Origin of the sequence: Steroidobacter denitrificans, from assembly GCF_001579945.1 — a bacterium.
Classification (GTDB): Bacteria; Pseudomonadota; Gammaproteobacteria; order Steroidobacterales; family Steroidobacteraceae; genus Steroidobacter; species Steroidobacter denitrificans.
In genome coordinates this window covers 1088214-1103937 of sequence record NZ_CP011971.1, presented here as the reverse complement: position 1 = coordinate 1103937, position 15724 = coordinate 1088214, and the positions used below count along the sequence as shown (strand labels likewise).

Genomic DNA, 15724 nt, shown 5'->3' with positions numbered 1-15724 from the left:
TACCAGAATGCCGCTTAGCCTTGCTCAGTCGCACAGGTCCGTTCTCTGAAATCCTCCCCTCAGGCGTCGCTACTTTGCATAAGCTCAAGGTGGTCAACCATTTGACTGTAGACGCGATCCTCGCGAAATCGCTGCTCAAAAAGGCGTGCGGCGGCCGAACGTCGAGTCTGCAAGCCGCCGCGGTCCGACACCAGATGCTGGATGGCCTCCTTGAGACTACCCGGTGTTTCCCCGTGGTAGAAAATGCCACATCCACCCTCTTCCAATACAGTCTGCAGATATCCTCCCCGCAAACAGGTCAGCACCGGCAGTCCGGCTGACAGATACTCGATCGACTTGTTGGGCATACTGGCGATGAAGTCCGCGCTGGGCAGATACGGCAGTATCCCGACCTTCGCCCGCCGCATAAGCGTCCAAATCTGCGGGTAGTCGACCCAACCAGGGAATAGAACATTCCCTAACTCAGCAGCCAGTGCAATGTAGCGTGCCTCCGCCGGACCGGTACCACACAGGACAAACTTTACCTGGGGCAATTGTTGTCGAAGCTCGCGAGCCGTTCTCAGCACGGTTTCTACATCCAGCTCCTTGCGTTCAGTAAATGTGCCGAAGAAACAAATGACAAATTCATTGGCTACGCCAGTCAAACCTTTCTCAATCCAGAAGCGCTCAGCCCCAGCGACTTCCTCTGCAGTTGGAGGATGTATGGGATAGGCAAAGGGAAAATCGCGATCCATCGTCCTCCGGCTACGATCGGCATAATCCAGCCCCCACTCAACGAATCCAGGTGCGTGCGCTGTAATCGCGCTCGCGCGCCGAAACGCCTCACGCGTCATATCGAAATCCGATCGCAATAAACGTCGCGCGACTGGCCGAATAAAGGAAGGTACCGCCTCGACGTAGATGTCCGGCCACATGTCGCGTGCATCGATTACCCAGGGCAATCTTCGCTCCCCGGCATACAGCGCCACCTCATAGGCCAGCTCAATTGTCGGAAATCCGCAGTGGATAAGATCGGGAGTATCTTCCTGACATGCCCATTCTCGAAAGCGCCTGCCCAGGGCACGATGATCTCGAAAGCGAGCCAGCGAAACATTAGACGAATACCCCGGCGAATGCATGAGCATCAGCCGGTATCGGGGGGAAACAGTAATAACTGTATCGCAATCGGATCGATGAGTCTTGGACGAATGTCTAAAGGTTGTTGCCCACCAGGTAACCCTATGGCCGCGCCGGGCAAGTTCTGATGCCAACAGCCCCGTACGTAACAGCCTAGGATTGCCGGGATCGCTTGGCAATGGTTCGCCGATTTGAATCAGCCAAACGTGCATGAAGCCAATCTACGATCAATATCTTGAATGAGTAGCGACACTTCGAAGAATTTTCTTAATTTGGACAAGTCAACGCTCATTTACGACACCGCGAATCTTGAATAAAGATCAATAAGCTTGGCAGATTCGTTCGCCCAACTAAACCTCGATTCGACAGCTAAAGCTCCCGCCTCCCCCATACGTTTCACCTCTTGTTCATTCTCTGAAAGCCAAAGTATCGCATTAGCGATTGCTTGTGGGTCCAAGGGATTCACAAGCAATCCGCAATGCGCATCCTGTATGATCTCTCTCCATAATGGGAAGTCCGATGCAATTACGGGAATTCCGGCTGCCATGTATTCAAATAGCTTTACCGGATAAGCATCTACATAACTTAATGTCGGATGCAGAACAACCATGCCCGCCAGCGACTCCGACAACACCATTGCAATCTGTTCACGCGATTGCCAACCGAGATAATCGACGAACTTCCAACCATTCATCGCCATTACTCGCCTCATCAACTCCTCACTGAGGAACTCTCCGGCAATGACCAATCGCACATCTAATCCCATGTGCCGCGCGATCTCTGTGGCTGCAATCATTTCGATAATCCCCCTGGCTTCTGCTATGCCACCCACGTAGACCAAAGTGCAATGCCGGATATTAGATTGACCTTTTATTCTCCTAGAAAACTCCGAAAGAATCGGAAAATTCTGTACGACAACAGTTTTCCTTTCAGGAAATCTGGATGCAATTTTCGGGGTTGCAGCTACGACTGCGTCAAATGCTCGTACACTTACAAGTTCGATTACATTCACCGCTTTTGAAATGGACCTTCGAAGCACCCTAGGAATCCAGGGTTTACTCATCACTTGATCAGGTAGGTTCTCGTGTACGTCGTAGATCACTCGTCTACCGCATAACTTGAGAACTAGACCAACCGGTATCAGCTCTGGATCATGAAAGTGCAGCACTTTCGCTTTCGACGATATAGCTCGAAGAAAAACCTCCCAGGTAGTGGCGATCATCCGCACAAGCCTGTTGCGCCACTTCCTGACAGAAATTATCTGAATTCCAGATCCTTGCTGATGCGTATTACTTCCTGGCGCTATAAGAACAACCTGATAACCCGCTTTCTGCAACGTGCGACACTGCTTGATATAAATTCTTACGTCGTGCACTGGGTGCGCCGATGTTAGATGGCCGATGATCATGTCAAATACTGTTTACGAAACGATGCCACGGCGGCAAAAATCAACGTAAGGAACAATCTCATCATCCCAGTTAAGTGTCTCGGCCGCTTGCAATGCCCCATTCTTGTATACTTCTATGTCTTTTCGACCGATTGAATCAATCAGCTGCAATAGCGATTCGTCTGTCGGCGGAACAATCCATCCGCACTGGAAGTCCTTAACAAATCGCACTTGCTCCGGAAGATCGTTGATCATCACTGGAACAGCCTCAGCAAGACACTGAAAGAGTTTATTCGGAAGCGACAGCCAGTAGCTCATACTTACATTCTCGATAAGACAAATACCCACATCTGCACTTCGTAGATTTGATGCGACCTCGGATGGAGGTACTGCCTCCACGAAGTGAATATTCGGATACTCTCTTGAAAAGTCATGCACTAATCCCTCAAGAGCGCCGTAACCGAGAAACACCAAATGTCGACCAGAACTTGCTCTAGAAAACACACGGCATAATCTTTCAATGCTTCGTCCTGGACCAATCACTCCTAGATACAGGAATAAGATCTCGCTCTTACCGATGCCACATTTTTCACGAAGTTCACTGGTATTTCGGTTAGACATAGCCGCAAGTGGAACATTTCTTACAACATGTGGGCGTGGTATCCTATAAACACGCGAGTACCAGTCTGCGATACCATCGCTAACGACCATTATTTCGTCTGCTCTACGAATCAGCAGACACTCCGTTGTCCTCGCTAGCCAACGGCGTATTCCGCGCAATCCCGTTCTCTCAGTTTCAAGCTCATGTGCATCATAGACTATAGGGAATCCATGCATAAGTTTTGCCAGCACAGCCACAGGAAGCGCAGCCAGGCTGTGAGCATGCACAACTATAGGTATCTCCTTACCAATTCGTCTTACAATTTTCAGCGACCATTCAAGATACTTGAACGCCTGAAAGATAAGCCAATTTGGCCAATTGCCTGAGCGAAGGTGAATTCTCCGAACTATCAGCCCTGGTTCAAGTGTCTCAAGTTCGGACAGGCCTTTCCGCCAGATGCCGAATACGCATATGTGATGCACAATATTTGCAGCCAATATGCTTCTAGCTTCCTTAACTAGGCGACTTTCGTGTTGTATTGGCGAAAGAAATACGTGCACGATGGTGCGACGAGAATCTGTCATCGGCTGATCAACCATTTTTTTTAATAAGCCAATCCTTAAAACGAAACAATCGCTCGTTGCTCGGATAATCAGCATGCGGCTTTCCTGGACGTGCGAGGATGTCATCGAGCTCTTGGAACGGGATTCCGAGTTTTTTTGCTATATACTCTTTATCCTCCAGTAATTGACGTGGGTCATACAGTGGTTGCTGCATCTCCAGGAGTGCCTGCTCGCGGCTCAGCTGACCCGAGACCACCAGGCTCGATAAGTGCGCCCGCCGTTTGTCGTATCCGAACTTTGTCGGCAAATAGTGCGCCTGAAAAAATTTTGTGAATGTGGACTCATAATGTTTTCCGCCATAGTATTTCCAACCCAGCTGTTGCTGTAGTATGTCTATGGCCTTCGCCTTCTCGTACTCAAGGAAATTGAGCAGCCGGATCGTACGGATACCCCTGATTCTTGGATGATAAACGTAATATTCGAAGAAGCTAATCGTCGGATAGGTTCTAAGTTTACGAGTTCCAAATCGACGATGTATCGCTCGAAGATGTCGTAAATCTAAAGAGTTGTAGCCCCAGGCTCTCGGCATGATCGATTCAGTTGATGTGTTGCTGCCATTGAGCACGTAGCGAATATTGTGTTTCGCAGCCGTACTCATTACGGCAGCCGCAAATACGTGATCCTGCGGAATATCCTGATTAGGCACCTCCGCACGCATGAATGACGCTTGAAGATCCCGCATCTCATCCCAATCCACAACAACAGTATGCAGATCAAGATCAAGCCGCCTGACTAGTTTTTCTATATTCTTAACTGCCAGCTCGGAATCCCATCCAGCATCAACGTGCACAACCAATGGCCGGAGTCCTGCTTGCCGTGCAACATATGCTAAATATGAACTATCGACGCCGCCGCTCAAACCGATCAAACAATCATACGGTCGTCCTTTTCCATGAGAACTAATTTCCTCCACGATACGCTTGAAAGCCGATTGAGTCGTGCAGGAACGCTGCTGGCGTAAAACCAATATATCGTAATCCCTGCAATGGCTGCATATGCCTCTATCATCGAAGCTGATATCTGGATCGCTTGTATCCATGATGCAGCGGGTACACAACCGACGTTCTTCGATAGCAGCGAGCTTTTCAGGCAGCACGTTGAAATATAGATTCGAGTTCATGACGCTCAGGATAAGTGATTAAAACCGCTTGATGCTTACCGTGAAAGACGAACATGCTTCCAGCAGAAACAGCAGAAGCGCCGCGATCTATGGCTGCAGAAAAATCAGTTAGCTGATGAGCACCGCCGCAGGCAATCAAAGGAACATTTGTGGCAGAGGCAATCTGGCGTATCAGATCTAGATCATAGCCCATACGGCATCCATCACGCTCTATCGACTGAATTATAATCTCGCCGGCACCCTGCGCTTCAACATAGCCGGCATGTTCCAGGGGTGTCATCCCCGTACATTTTCTGCCACTTTCTATATAAGTATGTACACGACCGAGCCAGTTCCGTTTATAGTCAATGCACACAACAACGCTTTGAGATCCGAAGTTTGAGGAGACTTGTTTTATCAATTCCGGTTGACGAATGGCTGCTGAATTAACTACGACTTTCTCGACCCCTGCAGTGAAAAGCTCTTCCGCTTGCTTCATTGAACTAATTCCACCGCCATATGCCAACGGCATAAAGCATTCTCCTGCGATGCTGGTAATGATATCTAGCCGTGGCTCGTAGCCAACAATCGTTGCATCGATATCTAATACTAGGAGTTCATCAACCTCTTTATCATTAAATATCCTGACCGCATTGATGATGTCACCGACATAGCGTCGATGCCTGAATCGGCGCGTCTTAATTAATCCAGAACCCGTTAGTAGTAAGCACGGAATTACTCTCGGTATCAGCATATAGAAAACTCCGAAAACCGACGTAATACCTCCCTGCCAAAGCGGTGACTCTTCTCGGGATGGAACTGAACCCCAAAGACGTTCCTTTTCTGGACCGCAACCGGGAAAGTGAAGCCGTAAGTCGCTTCAGCTACGACATCCACACGATCAGCGCAGTCCATATAGAATGAATGTGCGAAATAGAAGCGCGGCTCATCCGCCGTTGGATCGAACAAGGCAGCGCCAGGTATCGGCTTCACGGTATTCCATCCCATATGTGGTACTCGCAGATAACGGTCTTCGGGACGGAGCCGAACCACTTTTCCTCTTATCCAACCTAACCCAGGGCATGACGCCTCCTTGCTGGACTCCGCCAATAACTGCATGCCAAGACACACACCCAATATCGGCACTTGCCGCTGCATGACGGCCTCCGTCAATGCCTCCACGAGCCCCTTGCGCTTCAGACCCTCCATACCCGCACCAAATGCGCCGACCCCAGGCAAAATCAATTTCTCCGCCTGCGATATATCATCAGGGATATCTGAGATGAGCGTCCGAACGCCGATTCTCCTGAGCATATTAACAATCGAACCAACATTCCCAATATCGATGTTCACTATAGTGATCATATCGTGTCTGCCACTCGCATCTAACGCCAGATCGCTGTCACTGAACTGCCTCTAAAACTTTATTGTAGAAAGACCTCTCTGATCGGGAAATCAGCGATGTATTATGCCAAAGTAACGTAAAGTTCCCCCTGAAGCTGCGACAGATATCTGCTAGCTTTCGCAGTTTATCCAGCGATTGCTCTAAACTAAGCGCCATATACTGCGCAGACTGAAAACTAACATCCATGGCGATCAGCGGTCTTTCGACCAAGGTCAGCACCTTTCGACGCCGTAAATCAAAAACTGGATACTCTCTGCAAGTACCGCAACGAAATCCTGCTCGCTCTGCAAAGCCTACGGTACTATCGTAATCAAGGCCGGCATCCGCCCAAACTCTCCATGTGTTGGCGGCAGACCAGCGGAGATAGTGCTGCCGTCCTCCCCACTTCTCTTGGTGCACTCCTAGACTCCGTGTAAGATCGAGTAACTGTTTAAATTGGCTGGATAGCAATTCTGGTTGATCGAACGATTGATAGCTCCCATGTAGCCCAATCTCGTGGCCACGGGAATGGATGGCAGTGATCAGTTCCTGTACGCGAGGATCCTCCAGAGAATAGTCGCCATCCCACCTCGGCTCCGTGGAATGCGGTATTAGAAAGAAGGCACTCCTCAGACCGAAGCGTTCGCTTTGCTTAAATATATAGTTAAACGTGTTATACGGCTCGAAACGCCATTCTGCTGAGGCTGTACCTGTATGCGATAGCATACGCTTTGCCGCCAACCACGGATCTCGTCGTCGTAAGATGTCTCCCGCACAATTTCGCACTACCGTATTCCATGACGCTTTCTTCATCGAGAACATACGATCAATATCGTGACTTAGGGAGACACGATATTGGCCATCTTTTCTTGGCAAGGATGGCCAGAGTGAAAACATTGCACGAAACAGTACCTCAGCATATTCGTCAACAATAGGGCGCTCGTGCACACTAGAGCGAACTCCCACAGAAGCCTTCCAGGGAAAGCGTCCGTGATTATCTCTTTCCTGTAATACTAACTCTTCATATCGAGTCAGCATTACAAATGCACTACCAAAAACATCAACGCCTAAACATATTTTTTTGTCTGTTTTGTATAAGTATTCACCATGATCGAGACGACTTCCATAGAGCACAGGAATACGTTTCTCATGGACTTGAAAGGAATCGGGCAATTCCCACTCATCTAGCTCGATTGCAGGAAGCGTAGCGGCATCGAATGGCATACGCTCAAATAGTGGAAAGAAGTGATCCACAACTTCTACGCAACCAAGCCTATCCAGACAACGGATCCGAATAAAACGAGATGGCGCCTCAACGGCTACAATATCCAGATCAACATTCGTAATAAATCCAAAAATCGTGCGAACCGCATATATTCGCTCGACTTCCATTCCAGGAGGAATTTCGATTATCAAAGAATTCATGGTCTTGAGATTTGCTCTCAGAGAGCCCCACGAAAACCAGAAAAAAGGCGTTGCAAGCGCATCGATCCATCCTTTTCTTGATAGCGCATCTCCTGCCAAAGATAAAAACTACAAAGTAGTCCAATCACAAAAATCGATTTAACAGCAAATGGGCCGTTGGAAGAAATCATGGTGAACGGTAAATGGACAATCAATAGCGTCCCTAAGAAAGGCATACCGCGATCCATTAACAGTAACCGCATGCCGCAATACATAAAGTAGAGAACCAACGCCAGCACCGACAGCATGCCAGGGACACCGGCATACAAAAGTGCTGAAATCAAAGGATTATGCGGATACCCTGCTCCGCTACAATCCTCAAATTTACAACTATATAACGATAAATAATCGAACCCATTCCCAACCCAAACTCTCATGTCAGTCAAGAGATGCAATGAAAATTGCCACCTCGAAAACCGGCCCTCCATCCCACCACTACTCTCGGCATCCAGCAACGTAGCTAGACGGTACTGGAGATCCCAACCAGTACCCATGAGCTCATTCCAGTCGACAGTGTCAGTCTTATAAAGCGCCACGGCACCGACTGCTAACATGATAAAAAGAACCGCAAAGCCCCTTCTAGCGGTTGATCCATTGCGCTGCCGGATCAATCCCAATGTAAGTAAAGCAAAGGAAACTGGTGCAATTATCCAGAAGCGTCTGGAACCGGCGAGAAATCCAACAACACACAATCCAATAAAAAGTCCAGACGCGACGATGCGCCTAATAGTGCTATGCGTACTAAGCAACCATGAGAGCGTACCTATGGCCCCTGCGAGTATCGATAACGCATACATATTATAGTCAACGGTAAGTGATGTTCCCCAAGGATATCTCCCAGCGGACGCCGCTTCGACAAACGCCAGTCGATGACCTCGAAGAAAGAGTAAGAACTTAATCAACCCTAGCAGCGCTAGGATTATTGCAACTAAGATCATAAAAACCATAAACCAGTTGACGACACGTTTCATACCTTCTTGGGTAAACGGTCTATTTATCGTAGCAATCCAAAGAAGTATGATAGCTACGGAATTGGCTATCTCTGAATGCAAGGAAATATCCCAACTCGCCGACAGAAGTAGACCGTATAGGAAGAACATTAGCGCAAGCACTACGGCCAGTGGAAAGGCACCACAGCCGATTCTTATTGCCAAGAATCCGTTATGCCACGCAGCACACAGAATAGATAAAACGAAACACATGAGGACACAAGGAAAAAACAACGGTACGCCATAAGGAAATGCCTGCCCCAGAAAAGGAAGAATCAATGCCAGCATCCACAGGGAATTGCGAGCAACAGTAAATACTGTAGAACGCTCTGCAGAAGGCGCAAGTATCACATCGTTCTCCAAATTACAGCTTTTTGTGCCGCCCAAAATTTGATCTGATGAAGATACAGACTAGACTTCCTCTTCTGATTCGGATATTGGCTGAATCCGTTCGTTGCTTATTACGTGAACTTGGCATTCCCGATGAATGCTTGCATTGATACCTTTCCATAGCGGTACCTTCCGGAGTACGTTTGCTCGGCATCGTGGCCCTCCATATAATGACTCAATGGAACCTGCACAGGTCGGGCCGCTATTGCGAATTCTTCAATGGATGTTTTTATCTCAAGCGCCAAATGTAGCCGCCAGTTGTTATAGTAAACTGAGCCGGCCACTGATCACCCGCTTAGTACCCTGCAGGATCTCGAATCAACTCCGGTGCATGCATTTCTCCTTGAGTCTTCAGATCGCTCTTCCGATCATCCCGTTTGCTTGGGCTGTGCGGCGTTATGCACTTCTGGCACAACCCATAGCCGTGAACCAGCCTCGCATAGCCGCGACTAGCTAAAGACCAATCAGTTATCGGAGCTAAGCAGGAGCAGCGGAAAGCGTATCCCGGCATATCGAATCGGGCAATCAGAACCTACTCGAACGCCGCCTCGACCACCATCGTCTCGCCTGAATTATCTCGAGCCCTAGTGTACTCTTGCGCCGAGCTGTCCAGTGCTTGATTTCCTCATCTATCAACATCTTCGTAGTCTCGTTCGTAACATAGCGCCTGTACAAGTTTTCGTGGTTGTTGCGAAATCCTACTACCACCTCTTCCACGAGACATTCGCCAATGCCGCTTCACCTCCAATTTCATACAACTCCTAGATTCAATAGAAGTTGTCACAGCTGAAATCCATGATTAGGCTGCCGATACGGCGCTAAGGGCTTGCGCCAGCTTCAAAAATCCGAGCTTGTTCTTGATAATATTCTGATCTTGCATCATCTGACTTTTCCCTGCGCCCCACTACGCGTTAGGATAACGCCAGATCAAGTCGTAGGCTAAGATGAGTTATTCTGTTTCGGCTAAATCTGCATTCATTCGCTTTGATTCATTTAGAGGCTCTAACGAAATGACGCTCACGGTGATTTTTCGGCCGCAGCAACGCCGCGAAGACCCTTTTCGTTAGAAGCTCTTAGTTTCCAACGACTGTCAACTATTAGGAAAAAGTGAGCGAATGAGATCATGAGACCAAACATCAATCCAACTATAGTACCCAATGCCACGAATAGAGATGGATGTACATTCAAAACGTTATCTTCCTCAGCTGGAACAGCAGGATCAATTATCTTGAACGCGAACTCACCCCTTCCTCTTGCCAGCATAATCTGCCGAATATTCTTTTCGATCAGTCCAAAGATGGACTGCCGCACTTCCACTAGCGCTGTCGCCTCAAGCTGACTATTAAGGTACGCTATACTTTTTTCTGCCTGTTCAATAGATCTCAAGCGCATTCGCTCATTCAACCGCTGAATCATGGCATTCGCCCATTCGGCCGCCTGGATTCGGTCGAACCAACGAATCTCCAAAGATACTAATCCGGTCTTTTGGTCTTCTTTAATGAATCGTATGGAATCACGAAACCTGCGATAAGCTGATCCCATTGTTGGAATTTGGGTTCCTTCTTCAGCAAGCCACCTTTCTTCTTTTGAATTCCACAAGGATGAATAGAGAATTTTCATCAAACCCATATCATCTATAAATTCCTCGGTGAACTGGCGCGATTTGAGTATGGCTAGAGCTTCGTCCTTTGCTGCACCAACACTTACACCGAATCCGCCCAAACTTACGAGGCTTCCAAGCTGCCCCCCTAGACGAGACGTGACCCCTAGCTCCTCTGCTGTCCCAGCCGGCATCATCGTGACCTCGGCCCCATATAAAGGTTCCTTACTTGCCGCGTATAATCCAGCTAACGTCCCAATCGTCAATGACGTCGCTAGTAGCAACCAGCGATATCGTCCTACGATAAAAAAAAACTCAAGTAGCGTCATTCAAATTTCCTCTATCGAGGGCCCAAAAATTTCTAACTATCGCTCATTTGAGGGCGAATTCATCTGACCAAAAGACTCCGTCCAGCTCTTAGTCTATATCTTTGGTAACCGCGCTGATCCTAGGTCCGTACAACAATATCTACCAGTACATTCCTTACGCCTAAACTTCTAGCAGAGCTTCTCGTTGCTCTAGCCGATCCATTCTTCTTCTGATCTGAAACTTCCTGGATAGAGTTGCCCTTCAGTCTCTCTTCTAACATCAGACAACGTACGATAGGCAAAACTAATTTCGCTATAATTAATACTTTGCATGCTTTAACCAAAATCTTTGGGGCGCTAGCGAGTAATAATACCGCGCCCCTTTACAGTCCCTAGGAACAGACGCATACGCTCTTCGAGCATCGCTTAGGCGCACTAAAGCAGTCAACTTTCAATTTTGAGATTCCCAATCGTTGATTCCAACTTGGAGTACTACCTGCTCAGGAAACCACCTTCCACTTCCCTATAAGACAGATTAGGTACCAAGAACATACCTATCCTTAGCAAGAAACTTTCTAGACTACATCGAATTTACATATGACCTTCTTTTAAAAATGTAGAAGGTATTTCCATCAATGAGCCCATCGTCAGACCGTACCCTCTTTCCATCGAGTATCAAGGCAAGTCGGCTCAACGATCGAAACAACAATGATCGATTTGAATATATCGCGCGTGCATTCAGATCATCCCCTGAACAAAGATATCTCCTGTACCAACCGAGAATCGATTTTTCGAATCTCCGATGCATAGGAAAGGCAATCAAGCTTCTATTTGTCAGGTCCAGACCATTTCGGGACATCAAAGAGATGTACTCCTCTGCTGGCCTTCGCCTCCAGGTACTGCCGCTGGCCGCCGCCCCCGTCTGCTCAAAGAGTATGAAGTGCCCGCCTGGACGCAATGCTTCCGCTATTCCGTTCACCAACTTGTCCAAAATTTTATCATCCAGTATGTGAGCGAACACGGCTATTGCATAGACAAGATCGAACTTTTTTCCTGTCGGTATTCCGTCATTGGAAACGTGAAATTCTGCGTGAGGGCATCCGATCCGCGCCCTCTCAATCATCGATGCGGACATATCGATGCCTGTCCATTGTTTACCAGGAAATTTAGCTGAGAAATGAGCCATGTAGTAGCCATCTCCACACCCGAAATCGCATATGCGTTCTGCCTTGATGCCAGCGATAGCAGTGTCCATCATTCCAAGCAGCATTGATCGGCGCTCGAAATACATCGGGATTGGCGTTACCGTATAAAATATTTCTCCACGATACGAGTATTCTTGTCGTCCCCTGCTCTCCCAGTATTCGTCTAACAAACCCATATCGACCAGTTCCAATTGCAAGTTACATGCTGCTCATCCAGTTAGTTATGCGGGTATCTGGATGTTCACATTGACCTCGACTGGCGCTGCAATACCCGATCGATTCTCGATCTCACGCTCAATGGCACGCCCGCATCATCTGTCACACAGACGCCGCCGTCCCGTATTTTTGTCTTCCATTCGACAGCACGTCTGAACTCTTCACGCCCTTCCCATAGGAAGGGCGCAATCAGATATCCGTCGGCAAATGCACGATAAAAGCCTTCTGGCGAGTAAAGATTTCCAATCAACCGTTGCATTTCCATAATGAGTTGCCTTCCTTCCTCCACGAGAGATTGCATCCGTCTCTCTACGTCTTGAGAATTCTGCATATCAGGCGCTTCGGTCCTTTTCTTCAGGCGTCGATACTCTTCGATTCCTGCGACGGTAATACGCACGCTTTCGTCCACAATGTCAGGGGTGGCCAAATGGGAGCCCTCTGAATAGCTTACGACGTGTACGATTGAAGGACTGTCTCTGTTATCCGGCTGGATGTCATCCATCATCGCTGCTACGGCAGCTAGCTGAATCTTCGCCTTTTCCATATCGTGGGAGAAGTAGTCCAGTCCGGCACGAGGCTGAAGAAAAATAGGAAAATTCGGACCCGCAAACTCGCGGATAAGTTGAATTGTAGCCCGAGCCTTAGCCAAATCCTGAACACCCCAGGTAAATCGAGGCGTGTTAAGCATTAGCTGCAGAATAAGATACGGAACCCCATGCATAGCTGCCGCCTTGGCAGCCAACACCGCTGCAACCACATACGTCAGATCATCCCCTCCCCGGAATGAAAAATGATGTGGAATATTGGGTTCGAATGGTTTCTTCCATTTTGCCAGCAACTTTAAGGTTTCAAAATGCTCCTTAAGGTTGGTTCTAACGTCGTTTGGTCCTCTTCCATCCGTGCGACAGAACCACCAGAAAGACATGGCAGTCCAGGCGTTGTTGATCGTATCCTCATATATCTGCGCTAGCTGTGGCACGTCACGTGTACCGGCATAGGTACGCACTAGCATTGGCCGCGACAGCGCCCATACCTCAGCGAGCTCTGTTCGGTTCTGAATCGGTACGCCACCACCATTTGGGAGTCCATCCCACATCTCATCAAAATGAGATTGGCTAAGCTGGGATGTTCCTATTGATAATACATCTAGAAATCCCGCACTGGCTAACTGCTTGACCCAGGATCCAAACAAGGCGACAGCCGCCTGCCGATCCGAGCTGAAGGGTCCGACATGAGCGCGCATCAGAGGATGTTGATGATACTTCCGAGCATGGACTATTCTTGAGACGACATGATCCTGCCGCGTACCAAACGTCGGGTAACCCGATCGATCTGGTGCCTTTACTGCCAGATATCTCTCCTTTATTATAAGCTCACGCGCAAAGCTCATCCTGAAAGCATCATATTCCGACTCTTCCGAGAAGCTGCCTTGCACGTCAGCCTGTCGAATTCCGAGTTTCTCGAGTGTCTCTCGCGGTGTTTCATCACCGAAGAATACTACGACACGTCCTTTGTACCGTGACCGTACTTCTTCGCAGGCGCTAGGTAACCCAGCGAAATAGACAGCTCGGATCGGCCCACCGTCCGACAAGAGTCGACGAGACTCAAGTTGGTACATCAGACGCGCAAATATGCCGACGCCGTCCTTCGGATCCAGTCTATAGCTGAATCCAAGGCGTGTAATACGCTGCGTCTTCAGCCATTTCACTAAACGATCGGCATAGTCGAGTCTAGATAGATTATTGGCCGCATCACAGATAGAAGCGTCGGCAATTACCGTCTGACATCCTTGCTCCGCCAGCAGACTTTCTACATAGCTGATTCCAAGTGTATGTGCATCAATCGCAGGACGCAGGAAGCCGAAGACCTCATTCCGTTCAATCCGGTTACTCATTCTTTCACTCCCATTCCTTGGCCCCAGTAAGAGCCATGCAAGTGAAGTGACTGAGGTGCTACTGCATTCCATAGTGTCGTGAAATCACGTCGTCCAAAGAAAAGCATTACTCCAGCGACCGTAGTTACGCCGGTGCTTGCTTTCACGACAAGCATGAGAATTGGATCAGCTTGAAGTTGATGAAGTATCGACCCCGTCAATAGAATGGAACATGACATTGCCAACGAGTTGAGCAGCGATGGCATTACCATACGGAAAAAATCGGACATACTGATTTCCAGGTACTGATTCACCACAAACTGATAGACAAAACGGAATATCAACGCATACACAGCAATGCCCGTGCAAATTCCAATGATACCCCATGGGGATCCTGTGAGAATCGCAAGTGGCAGGGCTACCACACGCACAACGCTCATCCAAAGAAGCAGATTCACTTGGCCTTTCGCCTTCAGAACCTGCCCCCATAGCGCGCCCCCCAACGCATTTGCGGCAGCGAAAATTGCCAGAATTCTAATTACAGGAATTGCTTCTTCCCATCGACTCGACAAGAAAACCCTCACAAATTCATCGGATACTAAGGCGAGTCCGATGGTAGGTGGCACAGCGATCAATGTGCTGTATCTCAGAGCCTCCAGATACGCCTTGCGCAATTTCGCGGCATCGTCCTGTACGCGGCTAAAAGCCGAAAATGAGACACGCTGGACTACTGCATTAAGCACGCTTCCGAGAAGCGATGAAATTGTCAACGAGATCGAATAAATACCCAACATGCTGCTGGAAACCAGCTTGCCAACGACCAATACGTCGACATTCTGACTAAGATTATTCAACAAGTTCGTAAGCGCCATGGAGCGGCCAAAACGAAACAAGTCCCTGAAGCTCGCGCCATTAACAAATCGAATAGACAAAGAATGACGCAACCCTGACCTAAGCAGGAACGCACTGATAGCCTGTGTAGCCAACTCACCAGCCACCAGACTCCACACGCCGTACCCCATCCATGCAAGGATAACCTTGATCACCGAACCCACGAGTACCGAATTAATGGTTACATGTGTGACCGTCTTAAGATTCAGCTCCCGCTCGTAGAGCGCCATCGGTACAGATGAAAATACTCGAATTGTCAACAGGGTACTGCTGACGATAAGCACGTTCGTAAGTCTGGGTTCGTTCCAGAATTTTGCGATCAATGGCGCTGTAATAGTAACGATTATCGTTAGCGTCAACCCCAGGATAAGATTGGCGACAAATGCGGTAGAAATGTCTGCCTTGCTAATCTCACGTTTTTGAATCAGCGCAGCGCCGAAGCCCAGGTCAACGACCGTCGCCATCAGCACAAGAATGGAAGTCACCAGGGCGACCAGACCAAAATCAGCTTGATCCAGCAGCCTGACAAGGACAAAAGCAATCAGGATATTCAACAGCCCTCTAGCAACCTGGAGGAC

Annotated in this window: 12 protein-coding genes; all 12 read right to left on the bottom strand. The window is 48.5% G+C overall.

The features are described 5' to 3' along the window. Positions 1-59 precede the first annotated feature (59 nt). A complete protein-coding gene (locus ACG33_RS04790; RefSeq protein ID WP_083536459.1) occupies positions 60-1328 on the bottom strand; it encodes a glycosyltransferase family 4 protein in 1269 nt (422 codons plus the stop codon). Positions 1329-1408: 80 nt separating this feature from the next. After that, the gene (locus tag ACG33_RS04785) at positions 1409-2524 is read right to left on the bottom strand and encodes a glycosyltransferase family 4 protein (RefSeq protein ID WP_083536458.1); all 1116 of its coding nucleotides are present in this window, start codon (positions 2522-2524) and stop codon (positions 1409-1411) included. Between the two features lie 12 nt (positions 2525-2536). Then, a complete protein-coding gene (locus ACG33_RS15640) occupies positions 2537-3763 on the bottom strand; it encodes a glycosyltransferase (protein ID WP_168160021.1) in 1227 nt (408 codons plus the stop codon). Further along, positions 3696-4847 (bottom strand): N-acetyl sugar amidotransferase, encoded by a 1152-nt coding sequence (locus ACG33_RS04775; protein ID WP_083536456.1) that lies wholly within the window; start codon positions 4845-4847, stop codon positions 3696-3698. Before ACG33_RS04775 ends, ACG33_RS15640 begins: the two co-directional genes overlap by 68 nt. Next, entirely contained in the window at positions 4813-5580 is a 768-nt protein-coding gene (locus ACG33_RS15635; protein WP_083536455.1) for an AglZ/HisF2 family acetamidino modification protein, read from the bottom strand. Before ACG33_RS15635 ends, ACG33_RS04775 begins: the two co-directional genes overlap by 35 nt. Continuing rightward, on the bottom strand, positions 5574-6179 hold the full coding sequence (hisH, locus tag ACG33_RS04770; protein ID WP_210399176.1) for an imidazole glycerol phosphate synthase subunit HisH: 606 nt from the start codon (positions 6177-6179) through the stop codon (positions 5574-5576). The genes ACG33_RS15635 and hisH overlap by 7 nt, the downstream gene beginning before the upstream one ends. 49 nt (positions 6180-6228) lie before the next feature. After that, entirely contained in the window at positions 6229-7635 is a 1407-nt protein-coding gene (locus ACG33_RS16025; RefSeq protein WP_157071670.1) for a polysaccharide deacetylase family protein, read from the bottom strand. Between the two features lie 17 nt (positions 7636-7652). Then, the gene (locus ACG33_RS04765) at positions 7653-9014 is read right to left on the bottom strand and encodes an O-antigen ligase family protein (protein WP_157071669.1); all 1362 of its coding nucleotides are present in this window, start codon (positions 9012-9014) and stop codon (positions 7653-7655) included. A 1056-nt stretch (positions 9015-10070) separates the two neighbouring features. After that, on the bottom strand, positions 10071-10982 hold the full coding sequence (locus tag ACG33_RS04760) for a GumC domain-containing protein (RefSeq protein WP_066919157.1): 912 nt from the start codon (positions 10980-10982) through the stop codon (positions 10071-10073). A gap of 559 nt (positions 10983-11541) precedes the next feature. Then, the gene (locus tag ACG33_RS04755) at positions 11542-12357 is read right to left on the bottom strand and encodes a class I SAM-dependent methyltransferase (protein ID WP_210399175.1); all 816 of its coding nucleotides are present in this window, start codon (positions 12355-12357) and stop codon (positions 11542-11544) included. 50 nt (positions 12358-12407) lie between these two features. Next, complete coding sequence (locus tag ACG33_RS04750) at positions 12408-14276, bottom strand: hypothetical protein (RefSeq protein WP_066919153.1); 1869 nt, start codon at positions 14274-14276, stop codon at positions 12408-12410. Then, positions 14273-15700, bottom strand: coding sequence for a lipopolysaccharide biosynthesis protein (locus ACG33_RS04745; protein ID WP_168160020.1), 1428 nt, complete (start codon positions 15698-15700; stop codon positions 14273-14275). Before ACG33_RS04745 ends, ACG33_RS04750 begins: the two co-directional genes overlap by 4 nt. Positions 15701-15724: the final 24 nt, after the last annotated feature.

Bases quoted from the DNA above. Each gene is read 5' to 3' on its own strand.
- ACG33_RS15635 (WP_083536455.1), bottom strand. From the start codon at position 5,580: ATGCTGATACCGAGAGTAATTCCGTGCTTACTACTAACGGGTTCTGGA.
- ACG33_RS04785 (WP_083536458.1), bottom strand. From the start codon at position 2,524: ATGATCATCGGCCATCTAACATCGGCGCACCCAGTGCACGACGTAAGA.
- ACG33_RS04775 (WP_083536456.1), bottom strand. From the start codon at position 4,847: ATGAACTCGAATCTATATTTCAACGTGCTGCCTGAAAAGCTCGCTGCT.
- ACG33_RS15640 (WP_168160021.1), bottom strand. From the start codon at position 3,763: ATGCTGATTATCCGAGCAACGAGCGATTGTTTCGTTTTAAGGATTGGC.
- ACG33_RS04760 (WP_066919157.1), bottom strand. From the start codon at position 10,982: ATGACGCTACTTGAGTTTTTTTTTATCGTAGGACGATATCGCTGGTTG.
- ACG33_RS16025 (WP_157071670.1), bottom strand. From the start codon at position 7,635: ATGAATTCTTTGATAATCGAAATTCCTCCTGGAATGGAAGTCGAGCGA.
- ACG33_RS04790 (WP_083536459.1), bottom strand. From the start codon at position 1,328: ATGCACGTTTGGCTGATTCAAATCGGCGAACCATTGCCAAGCGATCCC.
- ACG33_RS04750 (WP_066919153.1), bottom strand. From the start codon at position 14,276: ATGAGTAACCGGATTGAACGGAATGAGGTCTTCGGCTTCCTGCGTCCT.